The organism is Glaciecola sp. 33A, assembly GCF_002836745.1.
GTDB lineage: Bacteria > Pseudomonadota > Gammaproteobacteria > Enterobacterales > Alteromonadaceae > Glaciecola.
The window spans coordinates 59,459-74,091 of record NZ_PJAR01000043.1 but is presented as its reverse complement, the minus strand read 5'-3'; the positions used below and the strand labels follow the sequence as shown (position 1 = coordinate 74,091).

Below are 14,633 nucleotides of genomic sequence, written 5' to 3'. Positions count from 1 at the left end.
TCTAATTCTCTTGCATAGCGTCAACTGACAATGTGCGACTCACAACAATGCCATTGAATCCGCAGCTTCCTGAGCTCGAAAAGCGATAATAACGATAGTCTTCACCGTTAAAGTTAATATCTGTTGTGGTGCATCTTGCACTAAACTCACAAGCCTGAAATCCAGCAATTGATCCAAAGGTGGCGGAGTTTGCAATAACTTGATTGCATTGTTGTGGGCCCGTTCCGAGCGGAAAGGAGGCCATAGCTAATTCTTGAATACCTACCTGCGCTGCATTTTTTGCACGCACGCCATACACTTCATACAGGATTGAGTTGGACGACGTACTGATCATATTAACTAGCGTGCCAGCTAATAGCGTCAAAACGATAATGGCAAACAAGGCCATCACAATCATACTGCCATGCTGGTGCTGAGCCGAACGAAGTCTATTATTGCGATAGCGTAGTGACTGCACAGCATGTGTATTTTTTATACTTTTACTAAGGGACATTGGGAACATGTATCTCCTGAGTAAACGTCATGTTTTCACCATCTCGGGTAAAAATAAACTGGGTTTGTGTGTACGCATTTCGGCGCAAAGAAGCATCAACAATTCTGAACGGATTTTTACTATTAGAATTTGCTGCATTAGGGTTTGCACTTAATTGATTGGCTAGGTTTTCTGCCATCAACACGCCCCCGCTACTAAAGGTTGTTTGGGTTGCCGAGATAGCTGACTCATGGCGATAAATCGCATTATTTCGGACGCAGTAATTTACCGCTGAATTGGCAATATAAATACGTCTTGCAGGGCTAGCTTGGGAAAATGCGCCATCCACTGTCAGTTGGACCACGCTGTCAGTATCATCGTTGGTTTCGCAATTGCCATCACCATCGTCGCTACAGGCGTTAATTAGCTGACGTCGATTGCTCGTATTTGAATACACGTCATTGGAGCTTGTTGGATAAACCAATACATAGTCACTTCCTGCATCGGGGGAAAACACATTACCAGCAAGGTCTTGCATTTCGATAATATCGATTTCACGATCACTGCTTGGCGTCAGTGGCAGCGTTAGGTAAAATGAGCTCCAACGGATTGGCACAAACTGCAGACAATGAACCGAAGCGTTGCCCGTGAGTCGAACTGAATTTGGCACTGCCGCCGAAATTTCGCGATTAATTCGTTCAACCGCAAAGCTGCCTTCTCGCAACAATTGTTCACGCTCGCTAGCGTCAATGAAAATTTGCGTAGATGAGCGAATAAAGCGGGCCATACCGACCGACACAATCGCTAATACAACCAACACCACGACTAATTCAACTAAGGTAAATCCGTCTTTATTGCTAAGTTTTGCTCTTGCAGTAACCATTAAAAATTACCCTTTAAGCTTGTCATTCTGATGCGCTCACCACCGGGCGTTGTAATAGTGACTGCCACCAGTTTCTTGTTTGCAACATATGCGGGGTCCTCCAAAACGCCATCTTGGTCGAGGTCTGCGTCATTAATGCCGTCAAAGTTCTGATCGTAGAACACGCTAACTTGGGCAGTAAAGCCGGCATAAATGTTGACACCATCTACGTTGGTAGTTAAGCCCAGTGAATTTAAAATCAATACCCCAGTAACATTAAGTCCGTGGTAATCATCAACGTCATTGAATGAGCCACGATCCTCGCCAGCGTCAGGACCAAGATCATCGCTGCTGGTGCAAGGCACTGCCGGTTCTAATACGCTTTCATTGCATCGCAGCATGCCGCCAACCTGATTTGAGTGTTGGTCGAAGGATTTGGCTAAAATTTCATTACTCAACGATTGCCCTAACGACGCAGCTCGTACTTGCCAAATAGGATCAATACCCTTTTTCACTTGCGGTTGTAAAAAACTAACCACCAAAACCATGGCGATTGAAAAAATAACAATACCCACAATCAGTTCAATCAAGGTGAAACCACGCTGTGCTCTGATAGATACAGAGCGCGCAAGCTGAGTTTGATTGGCTAAATTAACACGCATGAATAAAGCCTTCCGATTTAATACAAACTTGTGCAGCGGCCACGCCAGTAAAAGTGATCGTGCATCCGGCACTGCAATTAGATGCGGTTGTTTGTGGCGAACCAAAGGAATCAAAATCAATAGCACCAATAGATGTTGAGCCATCAAAGGCAGTCATTAATACGTTTGCTTCTAGTATTTCTGTAGCCGAGGTTCTTAAATATTCTGGGGAGCTATAATCAATGGAACTAGCGCAAGTACCCGATTCGTTGCCTGATGCATAATTACTTGAGGCAGGACCGAAGCCGACTTGGCTACTTGTGTTAATAAAATTTATTCGATGACAAAACAAAGGACGTGAATCCTGCATGGCTCTAATTTGCATATTGCGTAACACGGATATAAGTCGGTTTTGATAAGTATATTCAGAATAGCCGCCAGCACCGCTGAACTTAGGTGCAGCATAGACAGCTAAAATACCAAGAATAATCATCACAACAACAAGCTCAAGGAGGGTAAACCCGCCTTGAGCTTTTGTGTATTTAGGAACCGATAAGTGCCTTAACATTGTCATTTCATTAGCTTACTTAATTAGCAACCAGTTGACACTGTATCAATAAGTGGTGGAGCACTTGCCGAGGCTGCCGTTGTGTAAGCAACATAACATGCGTCACCGACTAGTTTTCCCGTAAAAGTGATAATGAAACTAGTTGCAGGCGTCGTTGGATCAGTAATGTCAAAGTCGTCCGTGCTCAAATCTAAGAATTTAGCTACTTCGGCCTCAGCATCAGCCGCACCCGTTATAGCCGTTGCCGATGGGTAACCATACACAGTAGCCAAGGTCACACCTGAGGAAAGTGTGGTTGTAGCCGTTGCAGAGGTTTGCTGGGCAGCGATAGCCGCTTTAGCATAGACCAGCTGTGAAGCACCTTGTAAAGCTGCTTTAACACCTTCAAGGGTTTTTGCACGAGCATCAGCCTGCAAGTCAATAAAACGGGGCGCTGCAGTTACAGCCAGTATACCTAGTATCACGATAACAATGATTAGTTCGATTAACGTGAAGCCTTTTTGCTTGCTCATTTGGTTTTTCATAATAATTCCTTCGAATTGGATGTTTTTATTAAATTTAAAAGTTAAAACGTTATAACAATATGGAGTAATGTCTATTTATCTAGTTATTACTAAATACAATCACCTGACCAATCCGTGGGTCATAAACAAAGCCGTTCCCTACATCCGTGGTAGTCGGCTCATTAGTGTTGTTCTTTACAGTTTGAGTGAGATAGTAATGACAAACATCGTTACCACCCGAACCTGCATTTTCATTCACATTCGTGAAGTATCGAAAATCTTTTACTGCCTGCGTACTCCAGGTTGACGTAATCGTTGGTGCACTCTGCATAATTAGGTTAAAGATACTTTCACAGTCCAAGCGACTCATGCTGTCGTCTTCAGAACTGGTATCATTATTTAATTGACCCGTTGGATAACCGGTATCACTATCGACACCAATTAAAAGCCCTTCAATGGTCACAAAACTCAAATTGTTATCGTTGTTGTCCTGCGGCCGACCTTCGATTTCCCACTGCGCGCGAACCAAACCAACGCTTGTCGCAAAACCACCCGCAACGCCCTCAACAGTGGCATCTTCAGCATCTTTGGGCACATCCAAGAAGCGCGGTATTGCCGTTGCTGCTAGAAGCCCAAGAATAACAACAACAATAATCAGTTCTATTAGCGTAAAGCCTTGTTGTTTCAGATCGTTAACCGTTGCCATGATGTCTCCTACCATTTAATTCAATTGGATCTTAAAACACATTTCCTGTGCCAAGATGATATTCAAACTTTTGACCTTTTCGACTATAACGACATATATCGACTAGTTCGCTTGAGTCATTAACGCTCTGTAGTACTATCAACTCAATTTTGATACCTAACTGTTTCTCAACATTGACATCAAGTTCTAAGGCCCCTACTTCAACTACTACTGAGCCTGCAAATATATTTAAAAAAGCACTGCAAGCTCCGTTAGATTGTGCCAAATCAGGCCAACCTTTGTTATTAATTTCAATACGCTCAACGCGTTTAGCATTTGACGTTCCATACAAAATCGAATTCGGTCGACCTTCGAACTGCCACTGCCAGTGCATCTGAGCTAAGCCTTTCTCCATCGCTGCTTGTACATTTTCAAAACCCACGTTTTGCCATGTATCGCGATTGCCGCTCAACAGGCTTTTGTAAAGACCCGCCGCTATCATCATGATGACAATTAGCACGCACACGAAGCGAAACAGCCTGCTTGACATTATTTACCTTGCACAACGCTCATCATGTCCCACATAGGTGTGAATATGCCTAACGCCAATACCAACACCATAGCTGCCACAATGGCTATCAAAATAGGTTCTATCTTTGAGGTTAGACTCTTTAAGTCATATTCAACCTCGCGCTCATAAAACTCAGCGACTTCCTTCAACAACTCGTCAACACGACCCGTTTCTTCACCTACATTAATCATTTGCATAACCAATGGCGTAAACAAACCACTGGACTGGGCTACACGAGACAAATTTTCACCTTTTTCAATCCGTTGACGCATACCAAGGATGGCTTTTCTCATGTAACTATTACTGACCGCATCAGCAACTAAATTCAATGCTGTCGTTAATGGCACCCCCGCTTTTAGCATCATAGAAAAACTGCGAGCAAAGCGACCTAACAAAGAGCGTTCTATGATCGAACCCACCAATGGAACCTCTAGTATTAACTTATCCCATTTGTAACGCCCTTGTTTAGTATCAAGATAGCGCCTTGTTATGAAAAAACATACCATACCAAGGATAATCAGGACCCACCACTTGGTAACAAAGAAGTTAGACATTCCTATTAAAAACAAGGTCATAGCAGGCAACTCGGCATCAAACTTTTCAAACATACCGGCAAATACAGGAATAACAAAAATATTCATAACAATGAGGGCTGCGAATAGGGCAAATACGACAAACATGGGATAACGTGTTGCTGCTTTTATCTGTTTACGAGTTTCTTGTTCTCTCTGCAGGTATTGTGCAAGTTGCATAAAAGCATCATCCAAACGACCTGTATTTTCGCCTACGTGCACCACGCTGACGAAAAGTTGATTGAAAATTTTTGGGTGCTGAGCAAGTGCAGAAGATAAATTTCGGCCACGTTCTAATTGTTCAATAACGGCGTTAAGTGCATGGCGCATACGTTTTGAGTTTGTATTCGCCAATCCAGCAACAGACCGAATAATGGGTATACCGGCTTTTGCCAATGAGTGCATTTGGCGAGCAAAAATAACTAAATCGTCAATACTGATTTGCGGAACAAATAAGCCGAAATCACTGGATCCTTCCTTTTTTTCCAACTTACTGGATACCGCCTTAATATCAACAGGGATGATATTCCTTGTCGTCAGCATTTTTGCGGCGGTTGCGGCGTCACTCGCGTCGATCGTTCCGTCAACCAGCACACCGCCTTGCTCCCGTCCCTTGTAAGCAAAGAAGGCCATTAGTTATCATCCTCGAGTGATAAACCTGATGGACCAAAATCGTTTTGCAGACTATCAGACAGCTTCGACTGTGCGGGTTCAGGTTGTGGAATTAACGCCGCGGGGATGTCATCCTCTGCCGCGTGTTCGATATCGTCTTCATCTTTCATATCACCGACCATTTCGACCAGTTTTAAGACCTCATCAATACTCGTAATTCCCTCTTTGGCGTAAAGTAATGCCGAATGGGCCAATGGTTTATAGTCAGGACTAAGGCGCGCAGCATCTGAGAAAGCACTTGTATCGTTATTTTTTAACGCACTCATCATGGCTTCAGTCATTTCGAGTAATTCAAATACACCAACACGTCCACGATAACCACTTTGGTTACATTTTTGACAGCCTGCGCCTTTTTTGAATGTAATATTAGAGATGTCTTCGTTGAGCGTTTTAAGCCAAAAATGAGCTTCCTTAGAGACTTCTTCATCCACACTGCAGTTATCACATATACGTCGCACGAGTCGTTGCGCGATTATTGCCCGCAGTGAACTGGCAACTAAATAACCAGGAGCACCCATATCCAGTAAACGAATAGCACTACTAATACTGTCATTAGTGTGCAGAGTAGAGAGCACTAAGTGACCGGTTAATGCGCCTCGAAGACCAATTTCGACAGTTTCTTTGTCACGCATTTCACCGACCATAATAATATCAGGATCTTGGCGAAGCGTAGTTCTGAGAACGCGCGAAAATGTTAAGTCAATTTTGGGATTAACTTGTACTTGGTTAATCCGTGGTAGTCGGTATTCAACCGGGTCTTCAACTGTAATTATTTTTGAGTGTGGCTTATTCAGCTCAGACAGTGAACCATATAACGTGGTAGTTTTACCTGAACCCGTTGGCCCGGTGACCAGGATCATGCCATGCGGTCGTTGCAATAGCCTTCTATATCGCTTAACGATACTTGGCGGCATACCTGTTTGAGTTAGTGTTAAAATACCCTCTGATTGGTCAAGTAAGCGCATTACCACTGACTCGCCGTTTTGCACCGGCATAGTCGATAAACGAACATCAATAACGCGACCTTTTATTTTTATCTGCGCACGACCATCTTGCGGTAAACGCTTCTCTGAGATATCCAGACCCGACATCAGTTTTAATCGCAGCACCAATGCTGCTGCAATGTTGCGCTCGGGTATGACCGTTTCTTGCAACTGACCATCAACACGCTGGCGAATGCGCAGTTGATTTTCTTCAGGTTCAATATGTATATCCGATGCCTTAGCTAGGACTGCATCTTCAAATATAGAATGTAGCAGTTTAGCAACGGCGGTATCTTGTTCGCCATCAACACCAATATTAAGTTCAAAGTCTTGTGAATCGTCATACTCTTCCGCTAATTCTTGTGCGAATGAGGCAATTTCTTCGGTTTTGCGGTAAAAGTTTTCGTAAGCTGCAAATAACTGCGTTTCGCTAACCACGGCTATTTCAATTGGTTTAGGTAGGCGGTTAGTGAGGTCATCCACTGCATTTATATCGCCCGGATCACTCATGCCCACCAGTAACCTGTCGCCTTTATCATCCAGCACCAGTGCACGGTATCTGCGCGCTTGAATTTCTGGAAGCAACTTAACCGCCTCGGGGTCGACACGATAATCATCTATATTAATCAAGGGGACATTTAAATGCTTTGATAACAACTCAAGTAATTGCCCTTCACTTACCATATTCAGGGTAATCAAGGTTGCACCTAACTTACGACCCGATTGACGCTGTTCTGACAGCGCTGTTTTCAATTGTTCATCATTAATTAAATTATTTTGGACTAACAAGTCACCTAATCGAATTTTCATATTTTATGACCCTACCAAAGCTGCTAAGCGTCCATCAACAAAGCTGACAACCTGAGTTGATAACTGATTCGATGATTTGACTTTTCTGTAAGTAACAACGGCTTGTGCATGCATTTTTTGCTTGTCTTGACTAATTGCCAAGCCCAGCATCCAACGTGCATTGTCTGGCTGGCGTTGCAGTAAAACGGCATAATCTTGTAAAGACGTTGCGTAATCTTCTTGTTTTTCGGCAAGTGCGGCACGAAAGCTAAGTAACTCATCATCTGCAATCATGTTTTTAGGGTGCTCAATAAGCAATGTTAGCGCTTGCGTATTTCTATTTTCACGAAACAGCAAACGCGCCTGCATTAGCCGCACACTGCTATCGTGGGGTAACAACTTAATACCTTGATCCAATAAAAACGCAGCTCTGGTTGGATTGCCTTGAGCGAACTCAAGACTCGCCAGGCGTTTTCGAGCACTGGCGTTTCTTGGCTCCAACGCAATTAAACTATTGAGGTCCTTGATTGCTGTTGCGGTATCACCATTCTTTAGTGATAACTGAATGCGTTGCTCTAACATACGGTGAGTAGAGGCACTCTTATTGCTTGGAGTCACGTTGAAAACCGGCTTTTCGATCGCGAACTTGGCCACTTCAGTTGCGGTTTTGAGCTTAACTTGAACGGCAGTGTCGGTATCTGTTATTTGGGCTTTTATTTGCTGCTCTGGTTGCTGCTCTGGTTGCTGCTCTGGTTGCTGTATTGTTGGAGCTGCTAAGGCCACTTTTTGTTCTGCTTGCTGAATGTCTGCCGCCTTTGCCGTGACACGCTGTATCTGCTGTTCTAGCTCTCGGTTCACTTCTGCCAATTTGGCTTCTGCAATTGCGGTAGCCGCTGCCGCCCGCTTTGCGCTTTCTAAACTAATTAGCGTGGCCTTATCAAGTTCACTTGAGACGATCTGCTCTTGAGAACTATCAGGTATTTCTTGTAACAATCTGTCAGTACCGGCACCTGGAGACTCATTCACTGGCAGGGTAATTAAGTTGGACGCAGCACTGACCATTGAATCGCCCTTTTCGTCAATACTCTGCTTTGGCAACAAGAACCACGTCATTGCACCAGTGACGATGACAAGCACCAAAGTACCAACATAAAACTTTCGTGACCTTGCTATATGGGTTTCCATAGGCACATAATCAGCTTCGTAAACTGATTTATTGCCCCGTTGTTCAAGATCCTTAAGCATTTTATTTACAACACTCATTTAACCCAACCTAAACCCAAATTTACCAAGTTAACATTCTCAGGGCTGTTTGTGAGCACCAACAACACGACCGAGGCTGCAATAAAAAGTGAGGTTGTCAACCAAGCCCATGGTCTTTTTTTACCATTAGGGCAGGTGGCTTCAGTGTCGCCAATAGCAGCTCTTACATGGTTTAATGTGATTTTTTGCACGCCTTCACCATAAGCTAACATGAGTGATTTATGACACAACACGTTGACTATTCTTGGCGTACCGCCGCTGGCTTTATGTAATAGCTCACAACAGGCTTCATCAAACAAGCCTTCTACTCGATAACCAGCGACAGCCATTCTGTGGCGAACATATTGATAGAGCTGGTCAGCATCCATTAATTTTAATTTATAAGAAAAGGTGATGCGCTGCAGTAACTGGCGTAGTTTAGGTTGCTTTAGTTTGTCGTCCAATTCAGGTTGTCCAAACAAAACAACTTGCAACAGTTTTTGTGATTCTGTCTCTAAGTTCGTCATTAGACGAAGCGCTTCGATACTTTCATCCGGTAACGCTTGTGCTTCGTCGATAATAAGGACGGCATTTTTTTGTTGCTTATGAATTTCGAACAGACGCCGCTGAATCAATTGAGTGAACTCTTGCTGGTCAGTTCCCTCCGGTAATTTGACGTTTAACTCCGCTGCTACTGAACGACGTAATTCAGCCGGCGATAAATATGGGTTTGGAATATAGGCAGTGACAAATCCATCAGGAAGTTCGTTTAGAAGCTTTCTGCAAATAAGTGTTTTACCCGCGCCTACTTCACCCGTCACTTTGATGAATCCTTCGCCACTTTTAAGTGCCGTGGACAATACTTCAATTGCTTCTTTATGACTCGGTAGCCCAAAGTAATAACTCGTATTTGGGGTGAGCGTAAAAGGCAATTCTCTGATACCAAAGTGATATAAATACATGATTATTCCACGTACAACCAATCGGCCATTTGTGCACGACTGGTTTCAATTTGCTGACGCATGGTGTTTTTGCCAACGACGGTTGGCTTCAGCAAAATAATAAGTTCTTTTTTGGTTTCTTTTTCACGTTTGCTTTTGAATAAGTTACCCAAAATCGGGATATCACCTAGCAACGGTGTTTGTGAGTTTTCTGTTGTGATAATCGACTGCATTAAACCGCCAATAACCACAATTTCGCCCGACATTGCCCGAATAATGGTGTCTGATTCCCGAATAGTGCTCTGAGCTAAAGGCAAAATATATTGCTCTTCGTTCAATGTAATCACTTTTTCTTGCTCTTGTGTTTCAATGACAGACGGATGAATATGCAATAAAATACTGCCGTTGGCGTCAATTTGTGGTGTTACATCAAGTGCAATACCACTGAAGAAAGGCGTTAAACCAATATCAGGTGTAATCGAGGTTGAACTTGCCGTGATCGTGTTTGAGGTAGACACATCGGTAACAAAATACTCGTCGTTACCTACTTTAATAACGGCTTTTTGATTATTAATTGCCGTCACGCGTGGGCTTGAAAGTACTTGCACCTTGCCTTGTGTGTCTAACAAGTTAAGCACGCCACTAAAATCTTTATTTAAGAAAGACAAGCTTGTGAGGCCACCTAAGGAAGCTGTTACATCGTTTGCAAAATTCCCAGCTGAAGTAGAGAAATTGAGATCTGTGCTACCAGCACTAGAGAGTACTTGCGTCCAGTTAATACCTTGTTGATATTCATCGTCTAATATCACTTCCAAGATGCGCGCCTCAATAATAACTTGGCGTTGTAAGCTTTCCTCCGAGATGCTCAAGAAATTACCAATTGTCTTTAATTCACTCGGTAAAGCTCGCACGGTAACTAAACCCGCTTGTGGCGAGACAAGCACGGAGCGACCTTTTTCGGTACCCAGCATTTCTTTCAAACTGGTTTCGAGATTCGCCCAAAAATTCGTCTCAGTGCGTGTAGTAATTGAGGTGCCATTAGAACCATTGGCCCTTCCAGCATTGTTGCCACCTTGATTGTTACTTACCTGAGAATTTCCGCTGAAATTGTTAGAGCCACCATTATTGTTGCCATTGTTGTTATTATTACTCGAATTTTCAGAGACTCCACCAGAAATAATACTGGTTTGAGTACTGCCGTCGCGCTGCATCAACAAATAATTAATTGAGAACGTTTCGGTGCGAATACCCGCTGGAAACACCTTATAAATATTGCCAATGCGGTCGATATGAAAGCCATAGAGGTCAGAAACAAGTTCAAAAATTGTCTCAAGGTCAACTTGTTTTAAGTCAAGGGAGATAAGACCATTTATGTCGGGGTGCATAGCAACCGAGAAAGGTGTGTCTTTAACTAAGCCTGAAAAGAAACTAACCGCATCAATTTGTCTGGCATTAATGTCGTATTTATCCGCCAAAAATAGAGTATTGTTCGGCTTCGCTGTCTCGCCAGCAAGCAGGTAATCAGATACCGCAGCCTCTAATTCAGGGTTGGGTTGAGGTTCTGGCGCTCGCATTTGGGCATCTAACTCTTTGGCCAGTGACTTTTCAACGTGACTACTAACAGGTGCTTGACACCCTGCCAGTGAAACCGCAATAAAACAAAGACTTAATGCTTTGCAGATTCGTAAATTATTCATTATTTGTCTGCTTCTTAAAATCGCTTTTTTCATTTACCAAAAACCGTAGAGGCATTGCCTCCGGTTCATTCTCATTCTTCAAAAATACGCCGGAATTGGTGATCTCGGTCACGCGCCACGCGCCCACTTTTTGACCTCTTTCTAACCAATTATTATTAATCACAGCATAAAATGTCTGATTTTTTTTGAACACCGCGGTGACATTAATTGACGTATCGACCTTTGATTCAGCAGGATTGAGCAAGCGTTCACTTTTACCTGGCGGACGCATCGGATCACTTAATGTCTCTGCATGCACCCTCATGGCAACGCTAAATTGTGCAATTAACAGCGTGATTAATAGTGCAATACCACCACAGAACCTACTCGATTTATTAATTAACATTGATATAAGCCTCACTTTTACTTAAGGTAAATAACTCAATATCAACTTGCGCTTGTGGGTACTCATTCACTTCAAACAGAATTTCGCGCCAGTGTAATTTCCAGCCCATTTGTTCTGCCGAGATCAAGAAGTCACGCGTATCAAAAAATGAACCTTCAAATCTAATTTTTAGTCCGTGTTTAAATAATTCAGGACCAATGGCATTTTCATCATCGTTAAAAATATTGCTAGGCGGTATAGAGGACATACTCATTAATCGCAGCTTTTTCGCTTTAGCTAATAATTGCTCAAGTACTAAAGGCATTGCGTAAGGGGGCACCAGTTGCTCTAGTTCGTTAGCAAACAGTTTTTCTAATATCACAATTTGTTCATTAACGCCGTTAATTTGATTTCTTGTTTCCATGTCTGGATTCAGGCTGAGCTGGGCTTTCACTATGTCGACATTGTTAGATGCATCAACGAGGCCAAGCTTTTTGATATTTATTTCATCACGGGTGTCAATTGTCTGCATAATGGTCGGCTCGATTAACCCTAAAATGAAAACAAAACAAATTACAAAAGGAACCGCATAAAACAATAGTTTTTGCTCTCGCTCCGAAATAGCATTGAAACGTGCCTCGAGGTTATCCGTAAAATTACTCATTGGTTTCCCCTTGCGCGGCCTGTTTCTGGGAGACTTTACTTTCAATCTTAAAGCTCAATTGCTGGTCTGCTCTAAACACAGTGGCAGTGCGAAAATCACGATTATTAAAGAAATCGGTTTTGCCAATAGCTTTCAGCCAGGTCGGCAGTGCACCAGGCTGATTAATATTGCCCTCTATTACGATGTCGGTATCGTTAACTTTAAATGTTGTTAGCCATACATCGTTATTGTTTACCTCTGCAAACGAGGTTAATGCACTAGATAAAGGCTTATCTTGGAGTTTACTTAAATTTCTGAGCTTATCAGCGAGGTGTTTTGCGGTCGACAGTCTCAATTTTTGTTTACTTAACTCAGCCAACAAAACAGGATTTTTTTGACGCAACATCAGCTGCTCCGTTAATTCCTTAAGTTCTTTTTTCTTGGCTTCAATACTACTTTCCACCTTTGACAATTCTTGCAAACGTGTTTGTTGTCCTTGCCAAAAACCAAAATGTGTAGCGCCCATAATCAGCAAAGCGATGAGCCCAAAAACCATCGTGTTGGTTGCAGAGATCCATATAAACTGGGGTTTAAATTCGTCCCTATAAAGGTTAATACGTGTGTTCATGAGGACACCTCTACCCTTTTTGGACTCGTTGTTTTGGTATCATCTTGCTTAAGCTGTTTTTGCTCGGTTATTAATGATTGTTTGACGTATGCAGCACCGAGACAAGAAAAACTAGCCATTTTGAAATTGAAGCCAGAGCCACAGATTATTTCAGGTTCAAAAGCATTGACTGTTAACCCCATGCTTTCTTGGATCTGACTTGCAAGCTGTTCTGCTAAGGTGGTATCTAATTTAAGCAGTAATTGTCGCACCGGTGGTTGTCTCAATTGACTCTCAAAATAGTCCATGGAGCGTTGTATTTGCACACAGAGAGATTCAGTAATACCCATTGAGAGCTCTTTTTCACTATAGCTTCCAAGGTTTTCAAATCCCCTAAGGCGTCGCGTAAAGTACAACTGATTATTTTTAACAATATTTAAAACAATTTCTTCGCCATGCTCTTGAACCAAACTAATGACCGCATCATCTGATGTTGGTGTCAGTTCAACCGTCGCCGTTTCTTCAATTAAAATACTTTTCAAGGTTAGATCTGCGTCGTAAATACCCTTGCTAATATTGTTGATGTCTTTGTGGGGTATGGCAACGACGCTGAGTTTTGACTGTCCAGCGACCTGCATAGGTGGCGTTAAATAGTCATAAACATACTCAGTATTTGGCGGCAGTAAGTCTTTTAATGGCCACCCAAGTGCAGCATAAACTTCATTATCAGGTACCTTAGGTTTCTCGACTTGTAACAACTGATACCAATGTGACGTTAGTGACACATAGCAATCTGTATTCGCTAGCTTGTGGCGTTGAACATAGTCTGCCAACTGCCCTTGCCAATTTGAGTGGCTAAAGCTCGCGTCCAATACCCAAAGCAATTCATCGTCCTGCTTTTGTAAAGCGCACAAAAGTACACTTTCGCCAGAAAAAGCGATGCCGATAGAAAAGTACGATGACTTTCCTTTTAATTTTGACTTTACAAGTTGTCGCCAACTCAAACGCATAAATTACTCGTGCCTATTAGTTATTTTCGCTATCATAAAAACCATCAATAAAGTGCCTCTCCGCCAATAAGTATGATGTTAAATACGAATATTGTATTTCACCCTCTCGTGGGTTTATCGACTTGGAAACAATTCTCTTAACTTTTAACGTTTTTTAATTACGATATAAGTGTATGTGATCGGTTTTAGTGTTTACGTATGTAAAAACGGACACCGTGTTGCCAGACGCATACGTATCAATACATATACAATTTGCTCTAATATTGCGCAGAGACTTACTGCAATTGACTTCGAACACGACCTTTATGGACATTTTATGCTCAATTTTGAATTATCTAATGCGACAAAAATCATCTTTGTTAAGCGCTAAATAAAAAAATAAGCAAGGAGATAAGTTTCTATCATCCGATTTTATTGATTAACAGCGCTTGATCTATCAACAAAAACTCGGTGAATAAACAATTTATCGATGCTGCTGGATTTTTCGAAGCGGTTATTTTCTTTGAAGGTAATCCTTGGGATATTTTATAAAAAGACGCAAAAGTCCTCTCAACGCTTCCTATTTCATGTATTTTGACCTTGCTTGTAGCTAGGACACAAGGTCATTAACATTCATTGCTAAGCATACTCAGCACGTCAAAGAAACTAACGGTTGCGAGCCTTAAAATATAGACAAAAGTAGTAATATGAGGCCCTGTTCTGACTTTTTTTTTACTCGCGAAAGGAGTCGCAAATGACGCGGTCTAGGCAAGTATTCACGCATATAAGCAATACATAACTTAACATGCTGAGCAAACGCCCTAGAGGCCAA

The 14,633-nt window shown here is 42.4% G+C and carries 16 protein-coding genes; all 16 read right to left on the bottom strand.

Annotated elements, in window-relative coordinates:
• Position 1: 1 nt before the first annotated feature.
• Positions 2 to 493, bottom strand: coding sequence for a type II secretory pathway component (locus CXF81_RS14695; protein ID WP_232771946.1), 492 nt, complete (start codon positions 491 to 493; stop codon positions 2 to 4).
• Complete coding sequence (locus tag CXF81_RS14690; RefSeq protein WP_101182106.1) at positions 483 to 1,355, bottom strand: prepilin-type N-terminal cleavage/methylation domain-containing protein; 873 nt, start codon at positions 1,353 to 1,355, stop codon at positions 483 to 485. Before CXF81_RS14690 ends, CXF81_RS14695 begins: the two co-directional genes overlap by 11 nt.
• Entirely contained in the window at positions 1,355 to 1,996 is a 642-nt protein-coding gene (locus tag CXF81_RS14685; RefSeq protein WP_101182105.1) for a prepilin-type N-terminal cleavage/methylation domain-containing protein, read from the bottom strand. The genes CXF81_RS14690 and CXF81_RS14685 overlap by 1 nt, the downstream gene beginning before the upstream one ends.
• Entirely contained in the window at positions 1,986 to 2,543 is a 558-nt protein-coding gene (locus CXF81_RS14680; protein ID WP_101182104.1) for a Tfp pilus assembly protein FimT/FimU, read from the bottom strand. Before CXF81_RS14680 ends, CXF81_RS14685 begins: the two co-directional genes overlap by 11 nt.
• Before the next feature lie 23 nt (positions 2,544 to 2,566).
• Positions 2,567 to 3,067: a prepilin-type N-terminal cleavage/methylation domain-containing protein gene (locus tag CXF81_RS14675; protein ID WP_304441724.1), complete on the bottom strand. Its 501-nt coding sequence runs from the start codon at positions 3,065 to 3,067 to the stop codon at positions 2,567 to 2,569.
• A 79-nt stretch (positions 3,068 to 3,146) separates the two neighbouring features.
• Positions 3,147 to 3,752: a Tfp pilus assembly protein FimT/FimU gene (locus CXF81_RS14670; protein ID WP_101182103.1), complete on the bottom strand. Its 606-nt coding sequence runs from the start codon at positions 3,750 to 3,752 to the stop codon at positions 3,147 to 3,149.
• Between the two features lie 31 nt (positions 3,753 to 3,783).
• Positions 3,784 to 4,281, bottom strand: a complete 498-nt coding sequence (locus CXF81_RS14665) for a hypothetical protein (protein ID WP_101182102.1) — start codon at positions 4,279 to 4,281, stop codon at positions 3,784 to 3,786.
• Positions 4,281 to 5,507, bottom strand: coding sequence for a type II secretion system F family protein (locus CXF81_RS14660; protein WP_101182101.1), 1,227 nt, complete (start codon positions 5,505 to 5,507; stop codon positions 4,281 to 4,283). Before CXF81_RS14660 ends, CXF81_RS14665 begins: the two co-directional genes overlap by 1 nt.
• Complete coding sequence (locus CXF81_RS14655) at positions 5,507 to 7,339, bottom strand: GspE/PulE family protein (RefSeq protein WP_101182100.1); 1,833 nt, start codon at positions 7,337 to 7,339, stop codon at positions 5,507 to 5,509. Before CXF81_RS14655 ends, CXF81_RS14660 begins: the two co-directional genes overlap by 1 nt.
• A gap of 3 nt (positions 7,340 to 7,342) precedes the next feature.
• Entirely contained in the window at positions 7,343 to 8,581 is a 1,239-nt protein-coding gene (locus CXF81_RS14650) for a lipopolysaccharide assembly protein LapB (RefSeq protein WP_101182099.1), read from the bottom strand.
• Positions 8,578 to 9,522, bottom strand: coding sequence for an ExeA family protein (locus CXF81_RS14645; protein ID WP_101182098.1), 945 nt, complete (start codon positions 9,520 to 9,522; stop codon positions 8,578 to 8,580). The genes CXF81_RS14650 and CXF81_RS14645 overlap by 4 nt, the downstream gene beginning before the upstream one ends.
• A gap of 2 nt (positions 9,523 to 9,524) precedes the next feature.
• Positions 9,525 to 11,198 carry a pilus (MSHA type) biogenesis protein MshL gene (gene mshL, locus CXF81_RS14640; RefSeq protein ID WP_198556414.1) on the bottom strand — a complete coding sequence of 558 codons (1,674 nt, stop codon included), beginning with the start codon at positions 11,196 to 11,198 and terminating at the stop codon, positions 9,525 to 9,527.
• Entirely contained in the window at positions 11,191 to 11,583 is a 393-nt protein-coding gene (locus CXF81_RS14635; RefSeq protein WP_101182097.1) for a hypothetical protein, read from the bottom strand. The genes mshL and CXF81_RS14635 overlap by 8 nt, the downstream gene beginning before the upstream one ends.
• Positions 11,573 to 12,226: an MSHA biogenesis protein MshJ gene (locus tag CXF81_RS14630; RefSeq protein WP_101182096.1), complete on the bottom strand. Its 654-nt coding sequence runs from the start codon at positions 12,224 to 12,226 to the stop codon at positions 11,573 to 11,575. Before CXF81_RS14630 ends, CXF81_RS14635 begins: the two co-directional genes overlap by 11 nt.
• Positions 12,219 to 12,833, bottom strand: coding sequence for a PilN domain-containing protein (locus CXF81_RS14625; RefSeq protein WP_101182095.1), 615 nt, complete (start codon positions 12,831 to 12,833; stop codon positions 12,219 to 12,221). The genes CXF81_RS14630 and CXF81_RS14625 overlap by 8 nt, the downstream gene beginning before the upstream one ends.
• Positions 12,830 to 13,822, bottom strand: coding sequence for a biogenesis protein MshI (locus CXF81_RS14620; RefSeq protein WP_101182094.1), 993 nt, complete (start codon positions 13,820 to 13,822; stop codon positions 12,830 to 12,832). Before CXF81_RS14620 ends, CXF81_RS14625 begins: the two co-directional genes overlap by 4 nt.
• Between the last annotated feature and the right edge of the window lie 811 nt (positions 13,823 to 14,633).

What these genes read in the sequence shown, in the direction of transcription:
- CXF81_RS14620 (WP_101182094.1), bottom strand. Translation starts at nt 13,822, where the DNA reads ATGCGTTTGAGTTGGCGACAACTTGTAAAGTCAAAATTAAAAGGAAAG.
- CXF81_RS14675 (WP_304441724.1), bottom strand. Translation starts at nt 3,067, where the DNA reads ATGAAAAACCAAATGAGCAAGCAAAAAGGCTTCACGTTAATCGAACTA.
- CXF81_RS14625 (WP_101182095.1), bottom strand. Translation starts at nt 12,833, where the DNA reads ATGAACACACGTATTAACCTTTATAGGGACGAATTTAAACCCCAGTTT.
- CXF81_RS14655 (WP_101182100.1), bottom strand. Translation starts at nt 7,339, where the DNA reads ATGAAAATTCGATTAGGTGACTTGTTAGTCCAAAATAATTTAATTAAT.
- CXF81_RS14660 (WP_101182101.1), bottom strand. Translation starts at nt 5,507, where the DNA reads ATGGCCTTCTTTGCTTACAAGGGACGGGAGCAAGGCGGTGTGCTGGTT.
- mshL (WP_198556414.1), bottom strand. Translation starts at nt 11,198, where the DNA reads ATGAATAATTTACGAATCTGCAAAGCATTAAGTCTTTGTTTTATTGCG.
- CXF81_RS14630 (WP_101182096.1), bottom strand. Translation starts at nt 12,226, where the DNA reads ATGAGTAATTTTACGGATAACCTCGAGGCACGTTTCAATGCTATTTCG.
- CXF81_RS14645 (WP_101182098.1), bottom strand. Translation starts at nt 9,522, where the DNA reads ATGTATTTATATCACTTTGGTATCAGAGAATTGCCTTTTACGCTCACC.
- CXF81_RS14685 (WP_101182105.1), bottom strand. Translation starts at nt 1,996, where the DNA reads ATGCGTGTTAATTTAGCCAATCAAACTCAGCTTGCGCGCTCTGTATCT.
- CXF81_RS14695 (WP_232771946.1), bottom strand. Translation starts at nt 493, where the DNA reads ATGTCCCTTAGTAAAAGTATAAAAAATACACATGCTGTGCAGTCACTA.
- CXF81_RS14690 (WP_101182106.1), bottom strand. Translation starts at nt 1,355, where the DNA reads ATGGTTACTGCAAGAGCAAAACTTAGCAATAAAGACGGATTTACCTTA.
- CXF81_RS14670 (WP_101182103.1), bottom strand. Translation starts at nt 3,752, where the DNA reads ATGGCAACGGTTAACGATCTGAAACAACAAGGCTTTACGCTAATAGAA.
- CXF81_RS14635 (WP_101182097.1), bottom strand. Translation starts at nt 11,583, where the DNA reads ATGTTAATTAATAAATCGAGTAGGTTCTGTGGTGGTATTGCACTATTA.
- CXF81_RS14680 (WP_101182104.1), bottom strand. Translation starts at nt 2,543, where the DNA reads ATGTTAAGGCACTTATCGGTTCCTAAATACACAAAAGCTCAAGGCGGG.
- CXF81_RS14665 (WP_101182102.1), bottom strand. Translation starts at nt 4,281, where the DNA reads ATGTCAAGCAGGCTGTTTCGCTTCGTGTGCGTGCTAATTGTCATCATG.
- CXF81_RS14650 (WP_101182099.1), bottom strand. Translation starts at nt 8,581, where the DNA reads ATGAGTGTTGTAAATAAAATGCTTAAGGATCTTGAACAACGGGGCAAT.